18 protein-coding genes and 1 pseudogene are annotated in these 22576 nt (G+C 60.9%); 13 read left to right on the forward strand and 6 right to left on the reverse strand.

The genetic code is table 11. The annotated features are described in order from the left end of the window. From NFR19_RS07420 to NFR19_RS07435, 4 genes are all read left to right on the forward strand, one after another. Nucleotides 1-530 (forward strand): cysteine hydrolase family protein (locus NFR19_RS07420; protein ID WP_251213158.1); only part of this gene is annotated, 530 nt, incomplete at its 5' end. An 18-nt stretch (nucleotides 531-548) separates the two neighbouring features. Next, entirely contained in the window at nucleotides 549-1679 is a 1131-nt protein-coding gene (locus NFR19_RS07425; protein WP_251213159.1) for an endonuclease/exonuclease/phosphatase family protein, read from the forward strand. Nucleotides 1680-1763: 84 nt separating this feature from the next. Beyond that, the gene (gene glpK, locus NFR19_RS07430; protein WP_251213160.1) at nucleotides 1764-3299 is read left to right on the forward strand and encodes a glycerol kinase GlpK; all 1536 of its coding nucleotides are present in this window, start codon (nucleotides 1764-1766) and stop codon (nucleotides 3297-3299) included. 53 nt (nucleotides 3300-3352) lie between these two features. Beyond that, nucleotides 3353-3910 carry a hypothetical protein gene (locus NFR19_RS07435; protein ID WP_251213161.1) on the forward strand — a complete coding sequence of 186 codons (558 nt, stop codon included), beginning with the start codon at nucleotides 3353-3355 and terminating at the stop codon, nucleotides 3908-3910. Nucleotides 3911-4002: 92 nt separating this feature from the next. Here the strand turns inward: NFR19_RS07435 and NFR19_RS07440 are convergent, their stop codons facing one another. Beyond that, nucleotides 4003-4773, reverse strand: coding sequence for a helix-turn-helix transcriptional regulator (locus tag NFR19_RS07440; protein WP_251213162.1), 771 nt, complete (start codon nucleotides 4771-4773; stop codon nucleotides 4003-4005). A gap of 379 nt (nucleotides 4774-5152) precedes the next feature. On the opposite strand from NFR19_RS07440, the gene NFR19_RS07445 reads away from it, so the two are divergent. From NFR19_RS07445 to NFR19_RS07455, 3 genes are all read left to right on the forward strand, one after another. Next, complete coding sequence (locus tag NFR19_RS07445) at nucleotides 5153-6388, forward strand: MFS transporter (RefSeq protein WP_251213163.1); 1236 nt, start codon at nucleotides 5153-5155, stop codon at nucleotides 6386-6388. Nucleotides 6389-6413: 25 nt separating this feature from the next. Beyond that, nucleotides 6414-7331 carry a carbon-nitrogen hydrolase family protein gene (locus NFR19_RS07450; protein WP_251213164.1) on the forward strand — a complete coding sequence of 306 codons (918 nt, stop codon included), beginning with the start codon at nucleotides 6414-6416 and terminating at the stop codon, nucleotides 7329-7331. 165 nt (nucleotides 7332-7496) lie between these two features. After that, the gene (locus NFR19_RS07455; protein WP_251213165.1) at nucleotides 7497-8432 is read left to right on the forward strand and encodes an EamA family transporter; all 936 of its coding nucleotides are present in this window, start codon (nucleotides 7497-7499) and stop codon (nucleotides 8430-8432) included. A 43-nt stretch (nucleotides 8433-8475) separates the two neighbouring features. Here the strand turns inward: NFR19_RS07455 and NFR19_RS07460 are convergent, their stop codons facing one another. Further along, nucleotides 8476-9363: a radical SAM protein gene (locus NFR19_RS07460; RefSeq protein ID WP_251213166.1), complete on the reverse strand. Its 888-nt coding sequence runs from the start codon at nucleotides 9361-9363 to the stop codon at nucleotides 8476-8478. Nucleotides 9364-9689: 326 nt separating this feature from the next. Here NFR19_RS07460 and NFR19_RS07465 point away from each other — a divergent pair, with 326 nt between their 5' ends. Together NFR19_RS07465 and NFR19_RS07470 are read left to right on the forward strand one after the other, a co-directional pair. Further along, the gene (locus tag NFR19_RS07465) at nucleotides 9690-9869 is read left to right on the forward strand and encodes a hypothetical protein (protein ID WP_251213167.1); all 180 of its coding nucleotides are present in this window, start codon (nucleotides 9690-9692) and stop codon (nucleotides 9867-9869) included. Between the two features lie 33 nt (nucleotides 9870-9902). Next, nucleotides 9903-10517 carry a helix-turn-helix domain-containing protein gene (locus NFR19_RS07470; protein ID WP_251213168.1) on the forward strand — a complete coding sequence of 205 codons (615 nt, stop codon included), beginning with the start codon at nucleotides 9903-9905 and terminating at the stop codon, nucleotides 10515-10517. A gap of 82 nt (nucleotides 10518-10599) precedes the next feature. On the opposite strand, the gene NFR19_RS07475 is transcribed toward NFR19_RS07470, so the two are convergent. Together NFR19_RS07475 and NFR19_RS07480 are read right to left on the reverse strand one after the other, a co-directional pair. Continuing rightward, entirely contained in the window at nucleotides 10600-11859 is a 1260-nt protein-coding gene (locus NFR19_RS07475; RefSeq protein ID WP_251213169.1) for an ABC transporter substrate-binding protein, read from the reverse strand. A 227-nt stretch (nucleotides 11860-12086) separates the two neighbouring features. Next, nucleotides 12087-14348 (reverse strand): hybrid sensor histidine kinase/response regulator, encoded by a 2262-nt coding sequence (locus tag NFR19_RS07480; RefSeq protein WP_251213170.1) that lies wholly within the window; start codon nucleotides 14346-14348, stop codon nucleotides 12087-12089. 164 nt (nucleotides 14349-14512) lie between these two features. Here NFR19_RS07480 and NFR19_RS07485 point away from each other — a divergent pair, with 164 nt between their 5' ends. Both NFR19_RS07485 and NFR19_RS07490 read left to right on the forward strand, forming a co-directional pair. Beyond that, a complete protein-coding gene (locus NFR19_RS07485; protein ID WP_251213171.1) occupies nucleotides 14513-15199 on the forward strand; it encodes an HAD family hydrolase in 687 nt (228 codons plus the stop codon). Beyond that, on the forward strand, nucleotides 15192-15710 hold the full coding sequence (locus NFR19_RS07490; RefSeq protein WP_251213172.1) for a VanZ family protein: 519 nt from the start codon (nucleotides 15192-15194) through the stop codon (nucleotides 15708-15710). Before NFR19_RS07485 ends, NFR19_RS07490 begins: the two co-directional genes overlap by 8 nt. Before the next feature lie 227 nt (nucleotides 15711-15937). Here the strand turns inward: NFR19_RS07490 and NFR19_RS09000 are convergent. Next, a pseudogene (locus tag NFR19_RS09000) lies at nucleotides 15938-16132 on the reverse strand (helix-turn-helix domain-containing protein); the annotation flags it as partial. 519 nt (nucleotides 16133-16651) lie between these two features. On the opposite strand from NFR19_RS09000, the gene galE reads away from it, so the two are divergent. Both galE and NFR19_RS07505 read left to right on the forward strand, forming a co-directional pair. Further along, a complete protein-coding gene (gene galE, locus NFR19_RS07500; RefSeq protein ID WP_251213174.1) occupies nucleotides 16652-17884 on the forward strand; it encodes a UDP-glucose 4-epimerase GalE in 1233 nt (410 codons plus the stop codon). Nucleotides 17885-18589: 705 nt separating this feature from the next. Continuing rightward, complete coding sequence (locus NFR19_RS07505; RefSeq protein ID WP_251213175.1) at nucleotides 18590-20086, forward strand: phosphohexomutase domain-containing protein; 1497 nt, start codon at nucleotides 18590-18592, stop codon at nucleotides 20084-20086. Nucleotides 20087-20231: 145 nt separating this feature from the next. On the opposite strand, the gene NFR19_RS07510 is transcribed toward NFR19_RS07505, so the two are convergent. Continuing rightward, nucleotides 20232-22517, reverse strand: coding sequence for a serine/threonine-protein kinase (locus tag NFR19_RS07510; protein WP_251213176.1), 2286 nt, complete (start codon nucleotides 22515-22517; stop codon nucleotides 20232-20234). Nucleotides 22518-22576: the final 59 nt, after the last annotated feature.

Below are 22576 nucleotides of genomic sequence, written 5' to 3' on the forward strand. Positions count from 1 at the left end.
TGGCGGGGGCGCGCGCTGCCGGCATGCGCGTCTTCCACGTGCGGCGAGAGTACGCCGCCGACGGGTCGGACATCGAGCCGGTGCGGCATGACCTGTGGCTGACAGGTGGCCGTCCGCTGTGTCGCGAGGGAGATTTCCCCAACAGCCTGAATGCGCCCGTCGCCCTTCGGGAAAGGCCGGATGAACCGGTCGTGGTGAAGCCTCGCTTCTCTGCGTTCTTCGGCACCAGCCTGCATGAGGCCTTGCAGGCCGACGGCGTGGAGACGCTGGTGCTCATCGGCACCACCACGCCGAACTGCATACGAACCACCTGCTACGATGCCCTGTCGTACAACTACAATGTCATTGTGGTCGAGGACGCCACGTCGTCGCGCACCCCGCAGGTGCAGCAGGCGAACATCGCCGACATGGCCTTCATTGGCGCTACGGTGGTGGACGCGCATGCGTTCGCGACCCTGGTGGCGGGCCCGAGCATGCCCGCGAGCCGGGCGGCAGGCCCGAGTGTGGCTGCGAACCTGGTGACAGGCTGAAGGAACAGGAGGCTTGCCATGCGCAAGAAGGTGCTCATCGGAACGCTTTGCGTCGTCGGCGCGGTGCTAGTGGCGCTCGTCGTTTATGCCATATACGTCATGCAGAGCTACTATCGGTTGGACGACAACCTGGAATTGCAGCCCATGCCGCCGGCGAACGAGGCCGCGAAGCCTCTTCCGCAACTCGAGCTGACCGACGAGCTAACCCCGTTGACGGTGGTTGCTGCAAACCTGGGGTTCGGTGCCTACGGGCCCGACTTCGACTTCTTCATGGACGGCGGCAGCGGCTCGGTGGCACAGAGCGCCGACTATGTGCGTGCCAACATCCAGGGATCCGCCGAGGCGATCAAGGGGATCGAGCCCGACTTCGTCCTGTTCCAGGAGGTCGACGTGAAGGGCACGCGCAGCTACGACGTGGACGAGTATGCCCTGCTGATCGATGCTTTCCCGAACGATACGTCGGTGTTCGCGCAGAACTACGACTCTCCCTACCTGGCATGGCCGCCCTATGCGCCGCATGGCGCCAACCGTGCTGGTCTGGTCACCTTTTCCGACCATGAGGTCGAAGACGCGCTGCGTCGCAGCCTTCCCATCTCCGACAGCTTCAGCAAGCTGCTTGACCTCGACCGATGCTACTCGATCGTGCGCGTCCCCACGTCTGCCGGTATCGATTTGGTGCTGTTCAATGTGCACCTGTCCGCCTACGGAGCCGACGCGCAGGTCATGCAGGCGCAGCGCGACATGCTGTACGCCGACATGCGGAAGGAGCGCGACGCGGGTAACTTCGTGGTCGCCGGCGGCGACTTCAACCATGACATGATCGGCGTGTCGAACGAGGTGTACGACAACACGACCGACACCGAGGCGAGTTGGGCGAAGCCGTTCGATTTTGCGGGCGTTCCGGAGGGCTTCACGGTGGCGTGCAAGGCGCAGCTTGATGCGGGCGAGTTCCACTCGGTGGCAACCTGCCGTGATGCCGGAAGGCCCTATGATGGCACCAACGACCGCTGGGTGATGGACGCGTTCATCTATTCCGACAACGTGCGATGTCTGGAGCAGCAGACGCTCGACTTGAAATTTGCCTACTCGGACCACAATCCCGTCTACATGCGCTTCGCGCTGCCAAAGCCGACGCAGGAGACGTCGTAGGGTTGGAGCCGAGAGCGGGGCAAAGCGCTGGAGGCAACGTCGCGCCGGACGGCCCGGCGAAGAACATCGCAGGAGGTTCGCATCATGGGGGATTGCAGTGCTGACAAGAGATTCATCATCGCGCTCGACCAGGGCACCACGTCGTCGCGTGCGATGCTGATCGACCGCGCGGGACACATCGTTGCGCGCATGCAACGCGAGTTCCCGCAAATATATCCGCAGCCGGGCTGGGTGGAGCATGACCCGGCCGACATCCTGTCGTCGCAGCTGGGCGTGCTGACTGAGCTTCTGCTGGCGAACAACGTCGACACGGCGCAAGTCGACTCGATCGGCATCACCAACCAGCGCGAGACCACGCTAGTGTGGGACCGCGCCACGGGCGAGCCGCTGTGCAACGCCATCGTGTGGCAGTGCCGACGCACCGCGCCCATGGTCGAGCAGCTTTGCGGCGACCCGGAGGTAGCGCGCGCCATCACCGAGAAAACGGGGCTCGTGCCCGACCCGTACTTCTCCGCCAGCAAGATCGCGTGGATCTTAGATGCCGTTCCCGGCGCACGCGAACGTGCTGAGGCGGGCGAGCTTGCCTTCGGCACCGTGGACAGCTGGCTTGTTTGGAAGCTCACGTACGGGGCGGTGCACGCCACGGATATGACGAACGCCAGCCGCACCATGCTCTACAACATCCACACATGCGAGTGGGACCCGTGGCTGCTCGATCTGTTCGGCATTCCGTCGTCGATGATGCCCGAGGTAAGGCCATCGGCGAGCCGTTTCGGCGTGACCGCCAACCCGGGTACGGTGCAGGGAATTCCCATCTGCGGAGTGGCTGGCGACCAACAAGCTGCGCTGTTCGGGCAGCGATGCTGGGAGCCGGGAGACGCGAAGAATACCTACGGAACCGGCTGCTTCCTTCTTATGAATACGGGTACGGAAGCATGCACGAGCGCGCACGGGCTCGTGACGACGATCGCGGCGACCGCGCCGGAAGTGAAAGAGGTGCACTACGCGCTTGAGGGCAGCGTGTTCATGGCGGGCGCGCTCATGCAGTGGCTGCGCGATGAGCTTGGCGTGCTCAACGACGTGGCCGACTCCAGCGACATCGCAGCCAGCGTGCCCGACACCGAAGGCGTCTATATTGTTCCTGCGTTCACCGGTCTTGGGGCGCCGTGGTGGGATGCCGAGGCGCGCGGGGCGATCTATGGGTTGACGCGCGGGGCGACGCGTGCGCACATCGTGCGGGCCTCGCTTGAGGCGCTAGCATATCAGGCTTGCGACCTGCTGCGCGCTATGGAAGAGGATGCAGGTATCACCTTGCGCAGAATTAACGTGGATGGCGGCGCGTCGGCCAACGAGTTTCTCATGCAGTTTCAATCAGATGTGCTCGGGTTGCCCGTTGTGCGCCCCGACGATGCGGAGGCAACTGCGCTCGGTGCAGCCTATCTTGCTGGGTTGACCAGCGGCTTTTGGGGCAGCTGGGAAGAGGTGCGCAGCCTTGACCGCAGCGCCGAGACGTTTCAGCCGACAGGTGACGATGCTTGGAGACAGCGCTTGCTTTCGGGGTGGCACGAGGCTGTCGGACGCACCCGCAGCTGCACGCGTGGCACTTCTTTGCTCTTTTGATACACTGCGAAATGGCCAGTTCGGCCGAACTACATTTGGACAGGAGGGGAAGCATGAAAGTAACGAAGCGTATTGCGGCACTGGCGGCAGCCGCGCTGATGGTAGCGTCTCTGGGGGTCTTCACGGGGTGCTCCGCAGATGCGGCCAACGAGGAAGTCATTCGCACTTCGATCGCCAGCGAGCTCGATCCGTACAAGAACCACGACTCCAGCGTCATCAGCCAGATTCAGCAGCAGAACGCTGTTGCGCTCGCCACAGTGGGCATGGACGGGCAAGAGTACGCCAACGCGCTGCTCGATGGTTTTGACTACTCCATCGAAGATGTGACGGTGAACGGCAAGGAAGCTACGGCCACGATCGTCATGACGCAGAAGGATATTGACGAGACAGAGGCCGAAACCATCATGGAGGAATTGGCTAATGACCCTGAGTTCATGGCGATGTCTCAGGATGAGCGCAAGACCGCGGTGAGCGACCGCATCTTCGAGTACATCGAGAGCGTTGAGGCTGCTCCGCAGGAGCCCGTGACGCTTGAGTTCGTGCTGAATGGCAACACGTGGGAGCCGACCGAGGCCTCCGCGACGAGGTTGCAGAGTCTCTTCACGTTCTAACGCTCGCCTTCCGGCACTTCAACTTCATAGGTGAGGCCGTCCCTTGCGCGTGCGCGCGTCAGGGGCGGCTTTTTTGTTGGTGGGTCGGAGCGCTAGATGTTGTAGATGAGCGAGTACAGCTGCATGCGGCTCTCCACGCCCGTCTTGGTATAGATGTTATGCAGATGCTTCTTGAGCGTCTTTGGTGAGATGGACAGGTACTCGGCCACTTCCACATCGTTGGTGTTCGACAGCACACACCTGACGATCTCGCGCTCGCGGGCGGTGAGGTTGAACCGATCGAGGACGTCGGCGCGCTTCTGGATGATCTGCTGCTGTGATTCGCTCTCAACAAGTTGTCCGAGCTTCAACGCGATGTGCGGAGCGAGCACGTTGAGGATCTCGACGTCCCGATCGGAGAAGTCGCCCGCCGCCTCGGTGTTGAACAGGGACACGTTGCCGATGATGCTTCCTTCGTGCGAGAAGAACGACCGCAGCGCATAATGCAGCCCCTGCGGTTTGTAGATATCCCGGTACAGCGGGGTCTCGACCCTGAAATGTTCGGGAAGCAGATCTGAGTCGCGGAACGCGCGCGAATTATTGGGCTGTCCGAAGCCGCGCAGATACGGGTCCGTTCCGTAGCCGCCTTCGAGGAATTTATCCATATAATCGGCGTCGATGCCGATCACCTTGACCCGGTCGTAGCATGGCTCGCCGTCCTTTTGGCCGGTGGCGATGAACAGCGTGACTTGCGTGCAGGGGATGAACGAGAACAGTCGCTGGACGACCACTGCTTCCAGCTCGTCGAGGCCTTTGCAGGAGCATACGCAATAGATGATGTCGCATATCGACCGCCAGTCGCGCTCGAGCAAGGTCTGAGACATCGAAGCCTCCGTTCTCAAGGAATCACCCCTCTGACGGGGTTTGCCTCGACTTTATCATGCTGCCGTTCTTCGGCCAATACATCTTTGGTTGTAGCGGAGGCGATGCGCCTACATCGCGTGATATACAGCGGGTGCGAAACGTGCACCGGTGGCCGCTTCGAGCCATGAAGATACATCGGATAGCGCATTGAAGTGCGCAGGCGCGCTCCCATACCTTTCTCATAAGACCTTCGGGACTGCGTTCGCGAACTCCGGAATCGCGAACGTGCGGCGGTTCGCGCTCTGTCAGGCGCGCTCGCCAAGCGTCCTTCGCCCTTGCCCTTCCTGGGAGGTGAGAAGGCGGCAGAGGTCGTCCATACCCGAGAGAGAGGAGCTCTCCATGAAGCATAGAGGGCTGATGTTCTTCATCATGTACTGCGCCTCGATGTGCGTTTCGCTGAGTCAATTCAAGATCATCCCGTTGCTGGGGCAGATCAGCGAGATGCTCGGCATCACGTACGCCGAGACCTCATGGCTCATGTCCGTGTTCACCGTTGCAGGCATCATTCTGGCGATTCCTGCTGGCGGTCTGGTGGCCAAGTATGGTCCGAAGAAAGTGATCCTAGTCGTCATGATCGCCATGATCTGCGGCAACGTGATGGGCGCGCTGTGCATCGGCAGCTACCCGCTGCTGCTGATCAGCCGCATCATCGAAGGCTGCGCGTTCGCCTTCGTCTGCGTGGCGGGCATCGTGTTCATCAACATGTGGTTTCCTGACAAGAACACGGGTTTGTTCGTCGGCATCTTCATGACGTTCGCGTCCATCGCGTCAGTGATCGCGCTGAACACGGCGCTGCCGCTAACCATGAGCTTGGGGCTCACGAGCGCTTGGTGGGTCGTGGCTGCCCTGTCGGTCGTCTTCACCCTTCTGTTCGTGGCCATCGTGAAAGAACCCCCGGCTCCCGAAGGTGCAGGCGGGTCCGCCCCGAAGGCATCCATCCTACCCGTGCTCTCCAACGGGCGCGTCATCTGCATGGGCGTTGTTGCCTTCGTCGTCGGCTTCGTGCTGTACTTCTTCATCAACAACTACCCGGCTGTATTCGGCAACGTATACCTGCTCGAGCCTACGACCGCTAACTTCTACGGCAGCTTGAACGGCATGTTCGGCATCCCGTTCTGCATCATCGGCGGCTTCATCGTGGACCGGCTCGGGCTCAAGGGAACGCCGGTGCTCATGCTCGCGTCCACCGTGCTGCTGGCGCTCGCGTGCTTCATCACCACGTCGCTCGACCCGAGCATCTTCATCCTGCACACGTTGCTGACGGCGGCCTTCCCCGGCCTGCTGCTCACCTGTTACAACTACATCGTTCCCTTCTGCGTGGGCAACCCGATCCAGATCGGTTACGGCATCGGCTTCATCAATGTGTTCTACAACATCGGTATCTTCGTTGGCAGCCCCGCCGTGCTATACGCCGTGGAGATGGGCGGAGGCTGGCCTATCGCTTCGATCGTGCTCGGCAGCGTGTCGCTCGTCGGTGCGGTGGCGGTCCTCGCCTACATGGCGCTCTCGCGCAAGGCGCCGCTTCCCGAGCCGCCGGGAGCCCCTGAGGGCAATGCTCTCATCCAACAATCCTAGACAACCTCATCGTAAGGAGAGAATCGTGGCAACAGTGAAAATGGCGACGGTCTGCATGCCGTCAGACCCGCGTGACAAGTCGGTCAATCTGAGCAAGATGGTTTCCTTCGTGGAGCAAGCAGCCGAGCGGGGCGTCGATCTGCTCGTCTTTCCCGAGGAAGCGCTGAACGGGGTCGGCACTGTCAGCATGCAGCAGTACAACGGCGAGGACAAGGAATACACCATCAAGGCTGCCGAGCTTGTTCCGGAAGGCGATTCTGTGCAGACGTTCGTGAAACTGGCGAAGAAGCACGACATGTACATCGTGTGGTCCATGGCTGAGCGCGATTCCGACCGCTTCGACGCCACGTACAACACGGCTGTGCTGGTCGGGCCTGAGGGTTACATTGGCAAGTATCGCAAAGTGCATCTGCCGCTGTGCGAGCGCCTCATCCATTACCCGGGCCTTGGCGATTACCCCGTTTTCGACACGCGCATCGGCAAGATCGGTCTTGAGATCTGCTTCGACAAGTGTTTCCCCGAGGTGGCGCGCTCGCTTGCGCTCAAAGGCGCCCAGATCATCGTGAACCCCATCTGCTGGCCGAACGTGTCCGGCACGCTTGACGACCCAGACCACAAGGTGCATCTCATCATGGGTCAGGCCCGCGCGCTGGATAACATGGTGTTCTTCATCGACGCCAACCAGTGCGGCCCCTTCATGGAGGGCCACAGCCAGATTATCGGTCCGAATCCGGGGCAGATCCTGGCAACCACCGGGTTCGATGAGGGTATGGCGGTTGCTGAGGCGGACATCGAGCAGGAGATCATCAACGCGCGCGTGCACTCCATGGGCGGTTCCGATCTGCTGAAGGACCGCAAGCCCGGCACCTATGGCGAGGTCGTGAAGCCCAACCCGTTCAATCCCATCCACGGTGGCAGGATCGTGGAGGGTTCTGCGGTGTAAGGGAGGCGTAAGACCTGCCAAATTCGCGCAGCGAGCACGTACTGCATTTCCGATGCGCCCTTCCGGTACCCCCTAGACGGAAGGGCGCCATCACGTGTTCTTGCGCTCGCTCAAGGTGGGCGCGGGCGCCCCTTCTAGGGTCATGACGATTACACACGAGGTTAGATGATGAGCAGAGAAATGAAGGCTGGCGGCAAACTGGTCGCCTCCATTGCCGCGCTAGTTGCTGGACTTGCCTACGGTTTGGGTGGCACGTTCAACAAGATGGTTGCCACGACTGGGTTCGCCGTGGGGCACATCGCCATCGAGCAGTTCCTGATCGCTAGCATCATACTGGCGGTGGTCACGCTGGTTGCCTACCGACGCGTACCTGCGCTGGACGTGTGCCTGCGCCTGATGGGTACGGGTGCCTTTCTTGGCGCGACGACGCTGTTCTTGTATTACGCGATAGCGGAGCTATCCGTCGGGCAGGCCGTGGCCATTCAGTTCCAGTACGTCTGGATCACGCTGGCCATCCAGTGCGTGGTGGAGCGGAAGCGGCCGAACGGATGGGTGGTGCTGTGCGCCCTCGTCATTATCGTGGGGTCGCTCATGGGTAGCGGGCTTGCCGACGAGATCGTGGCGGGCGGCCTGAACAACGTGAGCGTGACTGGACTTCTGCTCGCTGCCGCGTGCTCGGTGTCATATTCGTGCTTCCTGTATCTTAACAGTAAGATCGCGGTGGAAGAGCCACCGCTGATGCGCACGCTCTTCTTGGCGCTCGGCGGTGCTGTGGTCGCATCCATCGCTGCCCCAGATTTCTACACGGGCGCCTGTGACGTTGTAGCACTCATCCCTGGCGGCATGCTCATGGCCTTGGTCGCTGTGGTGCTGCCCTGCGTCTGCCTGGGACTTGCGTCGCGGACGCTGCCAGGCGGCCTTGTTGCCGTGCTGACGGCTGACGAGCTGCCGGGTGCGGTGTTCTCCGGCTGGTTGCTTTTGGGCGAGGCCATCACGCCGCTGATCATCGTGGGCGTGGTGCTGATATGTGCTGGCATCGTGGTGTCAGAGGCGAAAGGCAAGCTCGTGAGCGCACGAGAGGCAGTGGACGGGTCGAATTAGGGGCGGTAGGAGAACACGGTCTTACGCTCAGCGCTTCCGTCGCTCAGAAGCTGCGCATACGGGTGCGATATTCCGACAACATGCGTTCGTTAGCGTGCTTGGCGCGCATATCGAGCAGGGCGACCATGCCCTCACGGTCGCGCGGCAGCACGCCATCGAAGTGCACCAGGTTCACATCGTGGCCGGTGTCGATGAACGTTTCGCAATCGGTGAGCCCTGCTATGAAGTCGCGCATCTCAAGGAAGTTCTCTCGTTCCGAGGCTGGCTCGAACGCACCGCCCTGCACCATCTCATACAGCGGGGTGCCCTTGAAGACCGACATCGTCATCACGTTGATGCGATAGGGATCGATGCGATTGAACACCTCAGCAGACGCCTTCGCGCTTTCGGCACCCTTGCCTTTGCCTGCCATGCCGACCAGGTAGAACAACGTATAGGTGATGCCGACCGTATCAAGGCGCCTGCATTGGGTCTCGATATCGGCTGGCTTGTGAGGCTTGCGCATGAACGCGAGCGCCGGGGCATATCCCGACTCAGCGCCCAGAGAGAGTCCATCCACGCCAAGGGCGGCCCATTCGGCCAATTCCGCATCGGAGCGCGCAGCAATATCGGTGATGCACGCGAAACCTCCGATCGTCTTCACGCTCGGCAATTTCTCATGGATGAGCTTTAAGCGCTCGAGAAGCTGCTCGTTCGGAATGCCGAAGGGGTTCGGGCCGTACAGGAACACGCGGTCGTAGGCGCGCCAGTTCTGCGAGAGTTCGTCCAAGTCCTCTGCCACTTCTTCAAGCGGTGTGACCACGGCAGGGCCGGGATGCCTGGAGCATACGGCGCAGTAGAGGCAGCGCCCCCATGTGCATCCGATCTGCACCTGGAGCAATGCTGAGGCGCGCTCGAATCCCAGCCGGTGGGGTTTCTCGGAAAAATGCATACGAGCCTCCCTTCACTGCGTGCGCATGATGCGTTCTATGAAACCACATTGCGAAAAACATGCAAGCGCCATCTTGTTTGGTCGGCGCTCGCATCTTTCATAACGTTGTCACAATGTGGCGATAAGAAAGCGAGTCGCGAAGGGAACAGGGTTCTGTTTTCTGTTCCCGCCATTCTGTTCTTCTGTTCATGCCCAGTTCAAAGGCCATGTCAAAGACTTTTAACACGATTTTTTCACCGTATCAGACCATCGCCGCCGCATCTCAGTGCTACAGTCTCTTCGCTTGATCACGGAAGAAGTTCATTCATGGGAGAAAAGGAGTCTTCATGGTTTCGGAGCATGCTCTGTTGGTTTTGATACTGTTGCTGGCTGTGGCGGTGGTCATCCTCGCGATGGGTCTTTGGCTCTCTGCGCGTAGAATGGACGAGCAGCTCAAGCGCATCGAGCATCGCCTTGCGGCACGCGGTACAGCCCAAACATCAGGGAGCGTTGCGCAGGTAGAATAGCATCAGGGAGAGCTGTGCAGGTAGAATAGCACCATGGAACTTGCACAGCAGATACGTCACTGGCGCACCGAGCGCGGCCTTCGCCAAGATGAACTGGCCGAAGCCATATTCGTGTCGCGCCAAACCGTTTCCAATTGGGAGAACGATAAAACGTATCCTGATGTGCAAAGTCTCGTGCTGCTCAGCCAGCTCTTCAACGTGTCCATCGATGAGCTCATCCAAGGCGATGTGGCGGTCATGCGGCGCACCATGGAAGAGGATTCGCGAAAGATGCGGTGGCTGAGCACCGCGATGGTGATCTTCCTGCTTCTTGCGGTGGCGTTCTTCATCGGGCTAGCGGCAGCATGGCGCGATCCGCTTTCCGTGGGGAATCTGACGAAAGGCGATGTGGCAGGTACGGTGGTGTTCCTGCCGCTGTATGGGCTTGCGATGGCGTGTGCGCTGTGGATCGAACGCATCAAGTGCCAGCACAATCTGGTCACCTATCGGGAGATCATGGCGTTCGCGAACGGCGAGCCAGCACCTGACGCGCCCGAAGGGCACGCATTCGCGCGCAACCACCAGGGAGCATCGATCCTCATCAAGGTCGTGTTCAGCGCCGCTATCGGCGCGGTATGCGGTTTGGGAATCTACAAGCTGGTCGGGTAGCTGGGCCGCATCGCGCACAGGCGCACAGGGGCGAACGGGGAACGCGCGAGCGCTTCTTCGTGCTATCCGCGCTTTTACGGTGCTAGTCGTGCAGTTTGCTGGCGGCGATGCCCGCATCAATGATCGCATTGCAGTCGGCATCAAGGCGTGCAGCTGCTTCTTCGGGCGTGATAGTACCCATAAGCAGATCGTGAATATGCAGGTAGAACACCTCGCGGATGGCACGCGCATCGGGATTGTTCCCGGTGAAGTCCACCACATTGCCGCGATTGTTCGCGAACAGGTCGAACCCGGTGATCTGACTACCGTATTGCTCGGAAACGCGCTTTGATGCAGGCAGCGTGCCCGCCGCATACGAGAGCAGTTCTTCATGCGCGTAAATATAGGCGATAAAGTCTTTCGCCACCTGCACTTTCTGCGCGTCGCCATTGTCGAACACCTCAAAGCCCGATACAAACAAGGTAGCGCAACCATCGGCATCGGGTCCGGGGAAGTTTACTAGTCCGATGGTGTCGCCATAGCGGTTGATCGAGGCATTGTTCACCATATAGATGGCAAGCTGGCCTTTCTGGAACAGACTCGAGCAATCTTCGATCTCAAGATTCTCGCTGTGTGGTGGGAACCAGCCGCGTGCCACGCCTTGCTGGATGCGTCGCAATCCCGCGACGCCCTCGGGCGTTGACAGGTTGAAGTGACCGTCCTCATCGAAGAAAGATGAGCCCGCCGCGCGAAGCAGCGTCATGATGTGAGTATCTCCCTGCGAACTGGCGGCGTACATCATCATAGGATAGACCGCCTCGGGCAGGTTGGCAGCCAGCGTGTCCAAAATGAGGTTCCACTCGCTCAAACTCCACGATTGAATATGACCGCTTTCAATGTAGCGCTCAAGCCCCGCTTGTCGGAACAGTTCCTTGTTGTAAGCAAAAACGTTCTGTCGGCTTAGATACGGCATCATATAAACCCTATCTTTCACCGTGCTCATATCCCACAAGTCCTCGAATACGTCGTTACGAACCTTATCGGTGATTGCATCGTCGAGGGGCACTACGCGTCCTGTGTGAATGTAGGTTGATATGTTGAAATAGTCGCCATAGAGGACATCGGCCGCGGCATCGGTGTCAAAGCAATCTACTACCGCCTCGTCGTATTGGTTTTGTTCGAACACCTCAACGTTCACTGTGACAGGCGTCTCGTAGTCGCGCATGAATTCATTGGCCATGCGCGAGATGACCTGATCGATCTGTGTGATGGACTCATCAAAGACCACATCGTGCCCAGTGCGCGGCACCTTCACGGTCAGATGCACGGCAGCCTGCTGGCTTTGGCAGCCTGTCAGTGGCACGAGCGCGCCTACGAGGCACACAGCGCACAGCAGCGCGCACACGCTCCGGGCGCGCGAGCGAGGGCGCCGGTGCGCGCGTTGCGATGGCATCCCCGCACAAGCACCAAGAGCGATGCGCAGACGTTGCAATAGCGTTCTCGCAAGAACGGCGTACGCGCGCTTCGGCCTGGTAGCGGTGCGCGCATGCCGCGTCTCTGCGGGCTTCGGGCGGTGTTTCGCGATCCCCATCAATCCCGCTCCTTCTGTGCCTGCGCCTGTCGCACCTGCCCCAGCTTCTTGAGCATGACGCGCACGTTGAGCGGCTTGGGCAGGAAATCATCCATGCCGCTGGCCAGCGCCAGTTCGCGATCTTCCACCAGCGTGGAGGCGGTGCAGGCGAAGATGCGCACGGTGGCGGCGTCTGCGCGGGCAAGCTGCCTGATGGCCTTCGCGGCCTCATATCCGTCCATGACCGGCATCTGCGCGTCCATCAGAATGGCATCGAAGGCGCCTTCGGGAGAGGCGGCGAAAGCGTCCACCGCTTCTTGGCCGTTGGTGGCGATGACCACGTGGTGGCCTTCCTCGGTCAGAATGCTGGAGAGGATATCGGCGTTCAAGTCGTTATCTTCGGCGATCAGCAGGTGCAGCGGTTGGTCATCAGGTTGGCTCTCAGGCGTTTGCTGGTCAGTGGCGAAGGCGTGCGACGCATCGGTGCTGCTCGGCGCTGGTGCAGCTGGCTTCTGCGGCGTGGCAGCTGTGTGCTGCGCATGGCCTTGAGGGTGCGCAGCAGCCTCGTGGGGCGCGGACGCCGCGGTGCCCTTCTGCGCTTCCTCGGCCAGCGGCAGCGAAACGATCACCGTGAAGCGCGACCCTTCGCCCAGCTTGCTTTCCACCGACAGCTGGCCGCCCATCTGCTGCACCAACAGATGGCTGATGGACATGCCCAGCCCGGTGCCTTTTTGGCTCTCGCTGTTGGAATTGCGCTCCTGCGTGAACGTGTCGAAGATCTGCCGTTGGAATTCGGGCGTCATGCCGCATCCGGTGTCCGCGATGGATATCCGCGCGAGCACGTTGTTCGCAGGCAGAAGCTTCTGGTCGGCAGTGATGGTGATGGTACCGCCTTCTGGCGTGAACTTCACGGCGTTCGACAGGATGTTCATCAGCACCTGGCTCACGCGCACCTCGTCTCCCAGCACCTGCGGGTAGGGTAGCTGGACGCCTTCGGTATCCAGGTGAATACCGCCCTCAGCGATAGGCTCGCGCTGCATCTCACACACGTTATCCAGCGCCACGTGCAGGCTGAACGGCTCGCGCGTCAGTTCAACCTTGCCCGCTTGCAGCTTCGACACGTCCAAGATATCGTTCACCAGCGACAGGAGGTACTGGGCCGCCTTGTTCATCTTCTGCACGTAGCCCGCAATGGCCACGTTGTCGTCCAAATGGCGCTCCATCAGATGGTTCAGCCCAATGATGCCGTTGAGCGGCGTGCGAATCTCATGGCTCATGTTCGACAGGAACTCCGCGCGCGCGGCCGCCTCGGCATTGGCTGAGATGGACTTTTTCATGAACCGATAGATGATCACCATCATGACGATGAGTACCAGCACCAGTGCGATCAGCATGCAGGCGGTCATGAAGATGAAGGGGGCGAAGCGCTGTTCGAACACCGAGGTGGGTACCGTCATGATGAACGACCAGCTGGTGCCTTCGATGGGGGCAAAGCTGATGACTTGACGCTCGCCGCTGGCGGTCACGCAGTGGATGACGAAGCTTTTGCCCTCGGAGATGTTGCGACGTACATCTTCGGTGGAAAGCCCGTCTTCGATAAAGCTTGACTCCAGTTTGTCATAGAAATTGTTGCGGCCCGACAGATCGGTGGCGGGTGCGGCGCTCACGATGTAGTAGCCAGCGGGGTTGATGACGCTTGAGATGCCCTGCCCGTCGAAGCTCTCTATGAGCAGCTGGTCGCGAATGGCCGACAGGTCGCTTCTGCCCAGCATGGCCACGAACTGGTGGTCGCCGATGGTCATGCCGTCCATGCGCACGCCATAGATCAGCGATTCCTTGGTGGTTTCCAGCTTGCCGTACGTATCGTCGTAGAGCATGACGAAGTTGTTGCTGCCATCGGCGAACATCTCGTCGTAGGTGTGCTCGCCCGCGTTGTAGCGCGCGTACGAACTGCTGTACAAGGCGCCATTGGTGTCCAGAAGGTAAATGGCGTTGAACATGCTGGAAGAGGCTGCTTCCAGGTTCATCTGCTCTTGGGCTTCCTGGATGGTCTGCACATCGTAGACCGCCATGCGCTTGGCCACCGAATCAAGGCGCCCATACGCGTTGTCAAGCGATCCTTCTACGGATTCCACGTCGTGGCTGGATATTTCGTCGACCGAGGCCATCAGGTCGCTGGAAACGGTGATGGAAAGTTGCTCGAGGTACACGCACACCGCTGCGATCACCACGGCGATGGAGATAGCGAAGATGAGTATGTATCGCTTTCGATTCAGAAGCATCCTGTCTATCGGCTGGGGCGCAAGATATGCTATAGGCATGGTAGCACGATGTTTCCCAGCGAAGAGGTTGCGCGGCGCTCAGAATACACCGTGTACATTGGGCGCCCGCGTAAGGCGCAGGATTCTCTATTAGAATGGTTACATTGTCGAAGAAGGGATAGCGCATGGCTGAAGTTCGATTCACTACGTATATATTCGATCTTGACGGCACGTTGCTGGACACGCTGCCCGATCTGACGCAGCTGGCGAATCGGATCCTGCGAGATGTGGGATATCCCGAGCGCACGGAAAGCGAGATCCTCTCGTTCGTGGGCAATGGTGTGCGGCGGTTGATGCGCCAGGCGTTGCCCGATGATGCCCCCGAAGATGTGGTGGAGCGCGCCATGCGGATCTGGAATGAGCATTTCCAGGAATATCATCAGTTGACCGAGCCGTATCCGGGCGTTGTGGCGCTGCTCGAGGCGTTGCGGGCCCAGGGGGCGCGCATCGGGGTGGTGTCCAACAAGCTTCAGGCGGGCGTGGATCAGATCGTCAGCATGAAGCTGCCAGGGCTAGTGGACGATATGCTGGGCGAAAGTCCTGCGGTACCGCGCAAACCCGATCCTGCGGGCATCAAGATGATGATGGCATCGCTGGGCGGTACGCCGCAGACCACGATGTATGTGGGTGACTCGCCAAGCGATATGAAGGCAGCGCGCGACGCGGGCGTGTATGCAGTGGCGGTCACGTGGGGCTATCACGACCGCGAGGATTTCGAGGCGCCGAACATGGATGCGGCGGTGCAGCCGAACGTCATCGTGGATACGCCTGAGCAGATTCTGACGCTTACGCCTGCGGATGCCGATGCCTGATCGGAGTGGCGCGCGCCTTGCGATCAGCTGGGCGCTCGTAGTGGGATGGGCTTGCTTCATCTTCTTCATGTCGGCGCATACCGGAGCTGATCTCGATGAGGGCGCCGGTGTGGTGGCGCAGGTGAAGCAATGGTTGAATGCCGTGCAGCTTCGCTTGTTCGGGCCAGGCGTTGACGTGGTGTCCTCGCTGGCGCACTTCTGTGAGTATGCGGTCTTGGGCGCGTTGCTGGCGAACGCGGTGCGGCTGCAAGGGGAGCGCGCGCAGCTGAAGGATCGGCGGGAGCGGTTGGAAGGTCAGGGGGCACGTCGTACGGTCGTGGTGGTTGTCGGAGCTGTGGTTATCGCAAGCGTGTACGGGGCAACCGACGAGATCCATCAGCTGTTCGTGCCCGACCGCATGTGCGATGCTGCAGATTGGCTGGTAGACACGGTTGGGGCTGCGTTGGGCGCGGTCGTGGCGGCGCTCCTTTCGCGCCGTTCAAGCGGTGCTGCTATCTCTGAGGGGTTGTGAGAGCGCGTCTCGGTGTGCTCGCTTGACTGGGTTGCCTGGACGATGGGCGGGCCTGTTGGGAGGTCGGCGATGCTTTCTGGGGTGATCGGGGCGTTGTCCTTGAAGGATTCGGGCAGCGGGGCAAGGCGGTATGTAGCGCGCGGATGGTAGGTATTGATGCGCGGAGGCGTCAGCAGTTGCCTTACGGTGACGTTGAGCGCATCGGCGATGCGGCGGATGATCGACAGCTGTGGGTCGGCAAGGCCCTGCTCGATCTTGTTGAGCGTGGGTCGCGAGATGCCAGCCATGTTCGCGAACATCGTCTTGCTCAGCTCTTGGGTTGTGCGGAGGCGTTCGACGTTGTACCCCAGGATCACCGCTTCTTCCAAGGCGAGCGGTTCATGTCCGGGCATGGACTCAGTATGTTGCCCTGTGAAACCCATCCGCAAATCGTAAATGGATGTTTACAGTGCGTTGTAAACGGTCGTTTACGTTTTCAGGTCTAAACGGATTAAATCTCAATTTTTATGCGTATGGAAGGTCTATATGCTGCATACGTATGCAGCATATATATGTTACACCCGTGGCGCCGTTTGCGCTGCGCGCCACAGTCCTTCGTCGCATCGCAATCTTTTGCGCACGGTAGCCTTTCGGCGTTGTACTCATGGGCAGTGTTCCTTTGCGCGCTATGGCTTCTTCAATGCTCTGCTTTTGTTCCCCTGTTCTCTCTCTGTGCGCATGCGGTGCCTGCTTCTTCGCGCGTTGTCTCTTCATACATGCGTGGCGGTTTTGCGGTAAGCCATGCATGAGCAGCAGGCGTATGAACGTTTTGCTTGTCAAAATGTTTCACGTGAAGCATTTTGCGTCGCACTGGCATACAATAGCGGCAGAACGTGAGGGTGCGACACGCATGCATGCACGCAGGCAGACGAAATGCAACGGACAGAGCGAAGGAGACGCAGATGGCAAACAGATCGCTAGCGAAGGCCCCGGAAGACCTGACGATACTGGTCACCGGCGGCGCGGGCTTCATTGGAAGCCATACGGTGGTCGAGCTGCTCCAACGCGGCTTCAACGTGGTCATCTTCGACGACCTGAGCAATTCCAGCCCTGTTGCGGTCGATCGGGTGCGTCAGATAACCGGCGTTGCGGCCGACGATCCGCGTCTCACGTTCATGGAGGGCTCCATCCTTGACCGCGCGGCGCTCGAAGAGGTGTTCAGCGCCTTCCCGATCGATGCGATCATCCATTTCGCGGGCTTCAAGGCGGTTGGCGAATCGGTGGAGAAGCCTCTGGAATACTACTGGAACAACATTGCTGGCACGCTGGTGCTTCTTGAAGTTGCGCGCCAGCACGACGTGAAGAACATCGTGTTCAGCTCCAGCGCCACCGTCTACGGCGAACCCGACGAGATGCCGCTGACCGAGAACGCGCCGAAGCACGACGCGACCAACCCCTATGGTCAAACGAAGAGCATGCTCGAGCAGATCTTGACCGATATGTGGGTCGGCGATAACGAATGGAACGTGGTGCTCTTGCGCTACTTCAATCCGATCGGCGCGCACGAAAGCGGCCTTATCGGCGAGGACCCGAAGGGTATTCCGAACAACCTGCTGCCGTATGTAGCGCAGGTGGCCGTGGGCAAGCTGCCGCAGCTGCGCGTGTTTGGCGACGATTACCCCACGCCTGACGGAACGGGCGTGCGCGACTACATCCATGTGGTCGATCTGGCGCGCGGACATGTGGCGGCGCTCGATTGGATGGGTGGCAAGTTGGGAAGCGATACGAATGTTTCACATGAAACATCTAATGCCGCAGAAACAGTGGACACTGCAGCAACATCTGATGCCGCAGACGCGCGCACGGATGCGAATGCGTCGCTGGATCGCTGCTCGCATGCAGGTACGCCCATGGCGGATGGCACGCGCAGCGGCGTGGGCGTCTTCAACCTGGGCACCGGGCGGGGCTCCAGCGTGCTCGATGTGGTGCGTGCGTTCGAGAAAGCCAGTGGCCAGAAGATCCCCTACACCATAGAGCCGCGGCGCGCGGGCGACATCGCCGAGAACTACGCTGCATGCGACAAGGCGCTGACCGAGTTGAACTGGCGTGCGGAATATGATCTGGACCGCATGTGCGCAGACAGCTGGCGCTGGCAATCGACGAATCCCGAGGGTTATGGAGCGCCGCTGGCCTAAGGGATCCAGCGAAGCCGTGCAGAGTGCAGCGACGCATCTGGCGCGACGCTTCCGTTCCCAACTCGATCACCAGGCGCTTTAAGGCGTTTTTCTCCGCTTTAAGGCGTTTGCTCTTGCGCTGAGGCGCCTGCTCTCGTACTGAGGTGTCTACTCTCGCTCTGAGGTGCCTGCTTGCGCTTTGAGGCATTTGCCCTTGCGCTGAGGCATCTGCTTTCGCCGTGATGCGTGACTTCGGGTTCAGAGCATCGGAGTCGTTGACGCAAAAAGCCCCTTCCAGAACGTCTGAGCCGTTGATGCAAAAAAGCCCCTCGATCGAGGGGCTTTTTTGTTGGCGGCTGAGCAAGACGAGGAGAGCTTCGCCGCCTCTTTCAAAGCAAAAGAGAGGAGGTTCGGAATCAAGTTGATTCCGATAAAGTTAGAATAGGCTAACTTTTAGAAGGAATCAAGCGTTTTGCGAAAAAAATGGGCGATCGGTCGTTGAATCCACAATTCCTTCACGGCCGCGAACGCGCTCGCGATACCCCCGGCGATCATGTCTTTATAGCAGCCGGTGTTTTCACGATGACCGCTCTCTTCACGGTGGCGGCCGATGCGTTCATCAGCAAGACGGCAACTTCCGGCGCAGAGCCCCGCGCATGCCCGCCCGCACATGCCTGCCAATGGATATAATCATGTCAGCGGCTAAGCGCGAACAAAGGAGAGAGCATGTCCGATATCCACTTCGGCACCGACGGATGGCGCGCCATCATCGGCGAAGACTTCACCGAAGAGAATGTGCGTCGCGTCATCGGGGCGGCAGCCCATGTGTTCGCGCAGGATGTGGCGGGTGCGGTTCATGATACGCCGCAAGGCATGGCAACGTTGGGCACGCTGTACGTGGGACACGATTGTCGACAGGACGCGCACGCCTACGCGCAGATCGCCGCGGAAGTGGCTGCGGCTCACGGCTTTCGCGTGAAGCTGACGCAGGACTACTGCCCAACGCCAGCGCTGTGCTGGTCGGTGGCGCACGACCCGGAAGCGGTTGGCGGCATCATGCTGACCAGCAGCCATAATCCGGCCGAGTATCTGGGTGTGAAGCTGCGCATGGCCGACGGCGGTGCCAGCCCTAAGGAGTTCACCGATCGGGTGGAAGCGGCCATGGATGCCGATGAGGTCAGTCCGCTTGACGATGCCGATGCGCCCACGCGCACCATTTGCGAGGCAGTGCACGGCCACGGCAGCGCGGCATGTGCTGGGGCAGGCACGGTGGAAGAGGTTGACCTCATGGCCCCGTATCTGGCCGCCTTGCGCACGCTCGTAGACGTTGACGCCATTCGCGCGGCTGGCCTGCGCGTGGTGGTGGATCCGCTCTATGGCGCCGGGCGTCACTACCTGGCCGATCTGCTGCGCGATATGGGCGTTGACGTGGTCGAGATCAACAACGCGTGCGATCCCACCTTCGATGGGTTGCATCCCGAGCCCATTCCGCCGTGGGTCGATCGCGGCCTGGCGAAGGTGCGCGAGCTGGGGTACGACGCGCTCTTCATCAATGACGGCGACGCCGACCGCATCGGCGCGGGCGATCGCCAGGGGAACTTCGTCAATCCACACCGCATCATCGCGCTCATCACTCAGCACATGGTCGATCGCGGCGCGAGCGGGCGCGTGGTCTCCACCATCACGGCCAGCGCGCTGCTCGATCGCCTCTGCCGCAAGCTGGGCCTGGAACTGGTCAGCACGCCCGTTGGCTTCAAATGGATCTACGGCGAGATGGAGCGCGGCGGTGTCATGGTGGGCGGCGAAGAGTCCGGCGGCATCGGTCTGCCCGAGCACGTGAAGGAGCGCGACGGCCTGTTGATGGCGCTGCTGCTCACCGAGATGATGGCGCAAACTGGCAAGGACCTGGGAACGCTGGTGGCTGAAATGCTGGACGACCTGGGACATTTGGAGTTCGCGCGCCGTGGGCTCACGGTCACCGACGAGCAGATGGAGCGCTTCCGCAGTCAGACCATTCCCACCTTCGCCCCCGCCGAGATATGCGGCAAGCAGGTGGTGGGCGAAGATCGTCGCGACGGCGTGAAGTTCTTGCTGGAAGGCGATGCGTGGGTGATGATGCGGCCGTCGGGCACCGAACCGCTGGTGCGCATCTACGCCGAGGCGGAAACGACCGAAGAAGTGGAAGCGTTGCTCGACTGGGCGCAAGGGGTCGTTGAGCAGTAGCCTGCATCCTCTCGCAGATGCGCGCGTTGCGCAGCTGAGCAGCCTGAGGGTTGTGAGGGTAAGCGCGAAAGCGCGAAGATGATGTGCTGGGAAGCGCTGGGGCGTCAGGGGGATGCCGGGCGCCGTTGAGACGCACGGAGTCTTGCTACCACTCGCCCTCTTCCAAGCGCACGCGGTCGGGCACGTTCATGAACGCAACCGCAACGGCCATGCCGCCGCACACGACCGCCGCAATGAGGTTGAACACCAGAAGCGGCGCATCGATCAGGAACACCGTGCTCACGCAGCCGCCGATGATGCAAGCGGCTGCGATCAGGCCACCTAGCACGTCGAAGAGCTTCGTGCCGCGGCGGCAGAACAAACTGAACAGGCCCGCAGCGGCTACCCAGCTGACGCCCACCAGCCACGTGGCCGCATTTTGAAGCGTCAGCAGCAGCGTTTGCGTGATGGTAACGCCTGCCAACTCCGCATTCGCTGCCGTCATCGCACAGGTGGTGATGTCCCACATGGCTACATCGCCTGTGCCCAGCGCCGCGAAGGCAATGGCGCTCGCCACCGCCATGCCCGACGCCGCCAGCGCCTCGCGCACGTCAAGGACGACCGCCGCTCCCACAGGCGCTATGGCCGCAAAACCGACCGACCCGAACAGCGGTTGCAGCATGACGACCGTGCATGCGCCGTCGCTGCGGCGCCCGAAGAACCACCACCACACGCCCGTGAGCGCCAGCAAGATCAACCCCAGCGCCCAGGCCTGGTTGCACATCAGCATGACGCAGAACGCCGCGAAGGTAACGGGCATTCCTACGCGTGGCCGCCATGCGGACAATCCCACGAATGCCGCCAGCAACACCCAGAACGCAGCGGGCATGCCCGAGAGCAGCCCGAACATATCAGAGACGTTCAACCGTATGTTCAGAAGCGAAATCGCACCCACCATGGCACTGCTCGCTGCTGCCAGCACGCGCATGGCAATGGCGGCGCCGCGCTGACCCAACCGGTCGATCAGCGGTGTGCCGGGCTGGGCAGCTGCCCGCGCTGCGCGTTCCTCGTGCGCCTCGTCGGCCCGCTGTTCGCCTTCCACCACCTTCGCTAGCTGTTTCTTACCGGCCTTCGCATCGCCCAACAGGGGCGCCAGCTCGCGGGCGAACTGGCTGATGCTGCCGAAACGCTCGTCCATGTCCGGGTCGAGCGCTTGGAAGATGACATCGTCCACATCTTCGTCGATAGATGCCCAGCACTGCGATGGAAGCACCAGTTCAGCATTCTCGATGGCCCCTTCGGCCTCGCGTAGCGTGTGGGCGCGGAACGGATTCTTGCCCGAGAGCATCTCGTACGTGAGGCTGGCCAGCGCCCATTCGTCGGTGCGCACATCCAGCGCTTCGCGGCGCATCTGCTCGAGCGGCATGTAGCCGATGGTGCCGCCGCCGGTGGTGCCGCGGCCGCTGGCATCCATCAGCGTGGATAGGCCGAAATCGGTCACCTTGATGGCGCCCTTGGTGGATACGATCACGTTTTCGGGCTTCACATCCAAATGCAGCAGATTGGCCGCGTGCGCCACTTCGAGCGCATGGGTGACCGCGTCGAACACCGCCGCCACCATATCCAGCGTGATGTCGTTCTTCAGGTCGTCCATGATGCGCGCCAGCGTTTTGCCTTGCACGTATTCCATGATCACGTACACGCTGGAACCATCTACCACGCAGTCGTAGACGGTCACGATGTTCGGGTCGTTCAGGTGCGCGGCCGATCGAGCCTCCTTGAGGCCGGGAATGTTGTCATAGAAGGCGGGATCAAGGCTGGCGGCCTGCGAAGCGGCGCGCGTGGCAGTGCGTGGGTCGCGCGCCTTATGCCCGGAAGTCCCGCGCCCGAATACGGGCAGCACCGTGGAGCGGCCATCGGACGCGGCGCTCATCACCGGCAAGCCGCCGCTGGTATCCGTGCTGCGCTCTTCCAAGGGGATCAGGTCGTCGTGGTCAAGCTGCACGCCCTGGCCGTCAACAGCATCGATCTGCACGGTGCCCGCGCCGCTGATCAGGCCGGGAAGATCGCCCGCGATGCCCGCGATATCCTGCGTGTTGGCGGCGATGCGGCCACCGCTTCGCGTGCGCGCTGCCTCGTTCGCGCCGCTGCGTTGCCGCCCGCGCCGCTGTCGCCGTTCGTCTCGCTTATCCAGAAACGAAGGAAGCTCGGGGAGTTCGGCATCGTCTTCCACCGCAAGACCATCAGGCAAGATGGCATCGGGGCGCACCGCAGCCGCCTCGGCCGCTTTCTGCTGCGCCTTCTGGATATCCGACGCCGAAAGCTGGATCTCCTTGATGGCGACATCGCGCTTCAGCAGCGTGTCATACGCGTGCAGCACCGTGGCATATCCGCCGCGGCCCGCCGCCGCGATAACGCGGTATCGGTCCAATATGATCTGCTGTGTGGGCATTCGGAATGCTGCCGCCTTTGTGTGTTTGAACTGCGTGTATCGGCTCTTTTACAGTCGGA

The sequence above is a fragment of the Adlercreutzia murintestinalis genome, from assembly GCF_943192905.1.
Classification (GTDB): Bacteria; Actinomycetota; Coriobacteriia; order Coriobacteriales; family Eggerthellaceae; genus Adlercreutzia_A; species Adlercreutzia_A murintestinalis.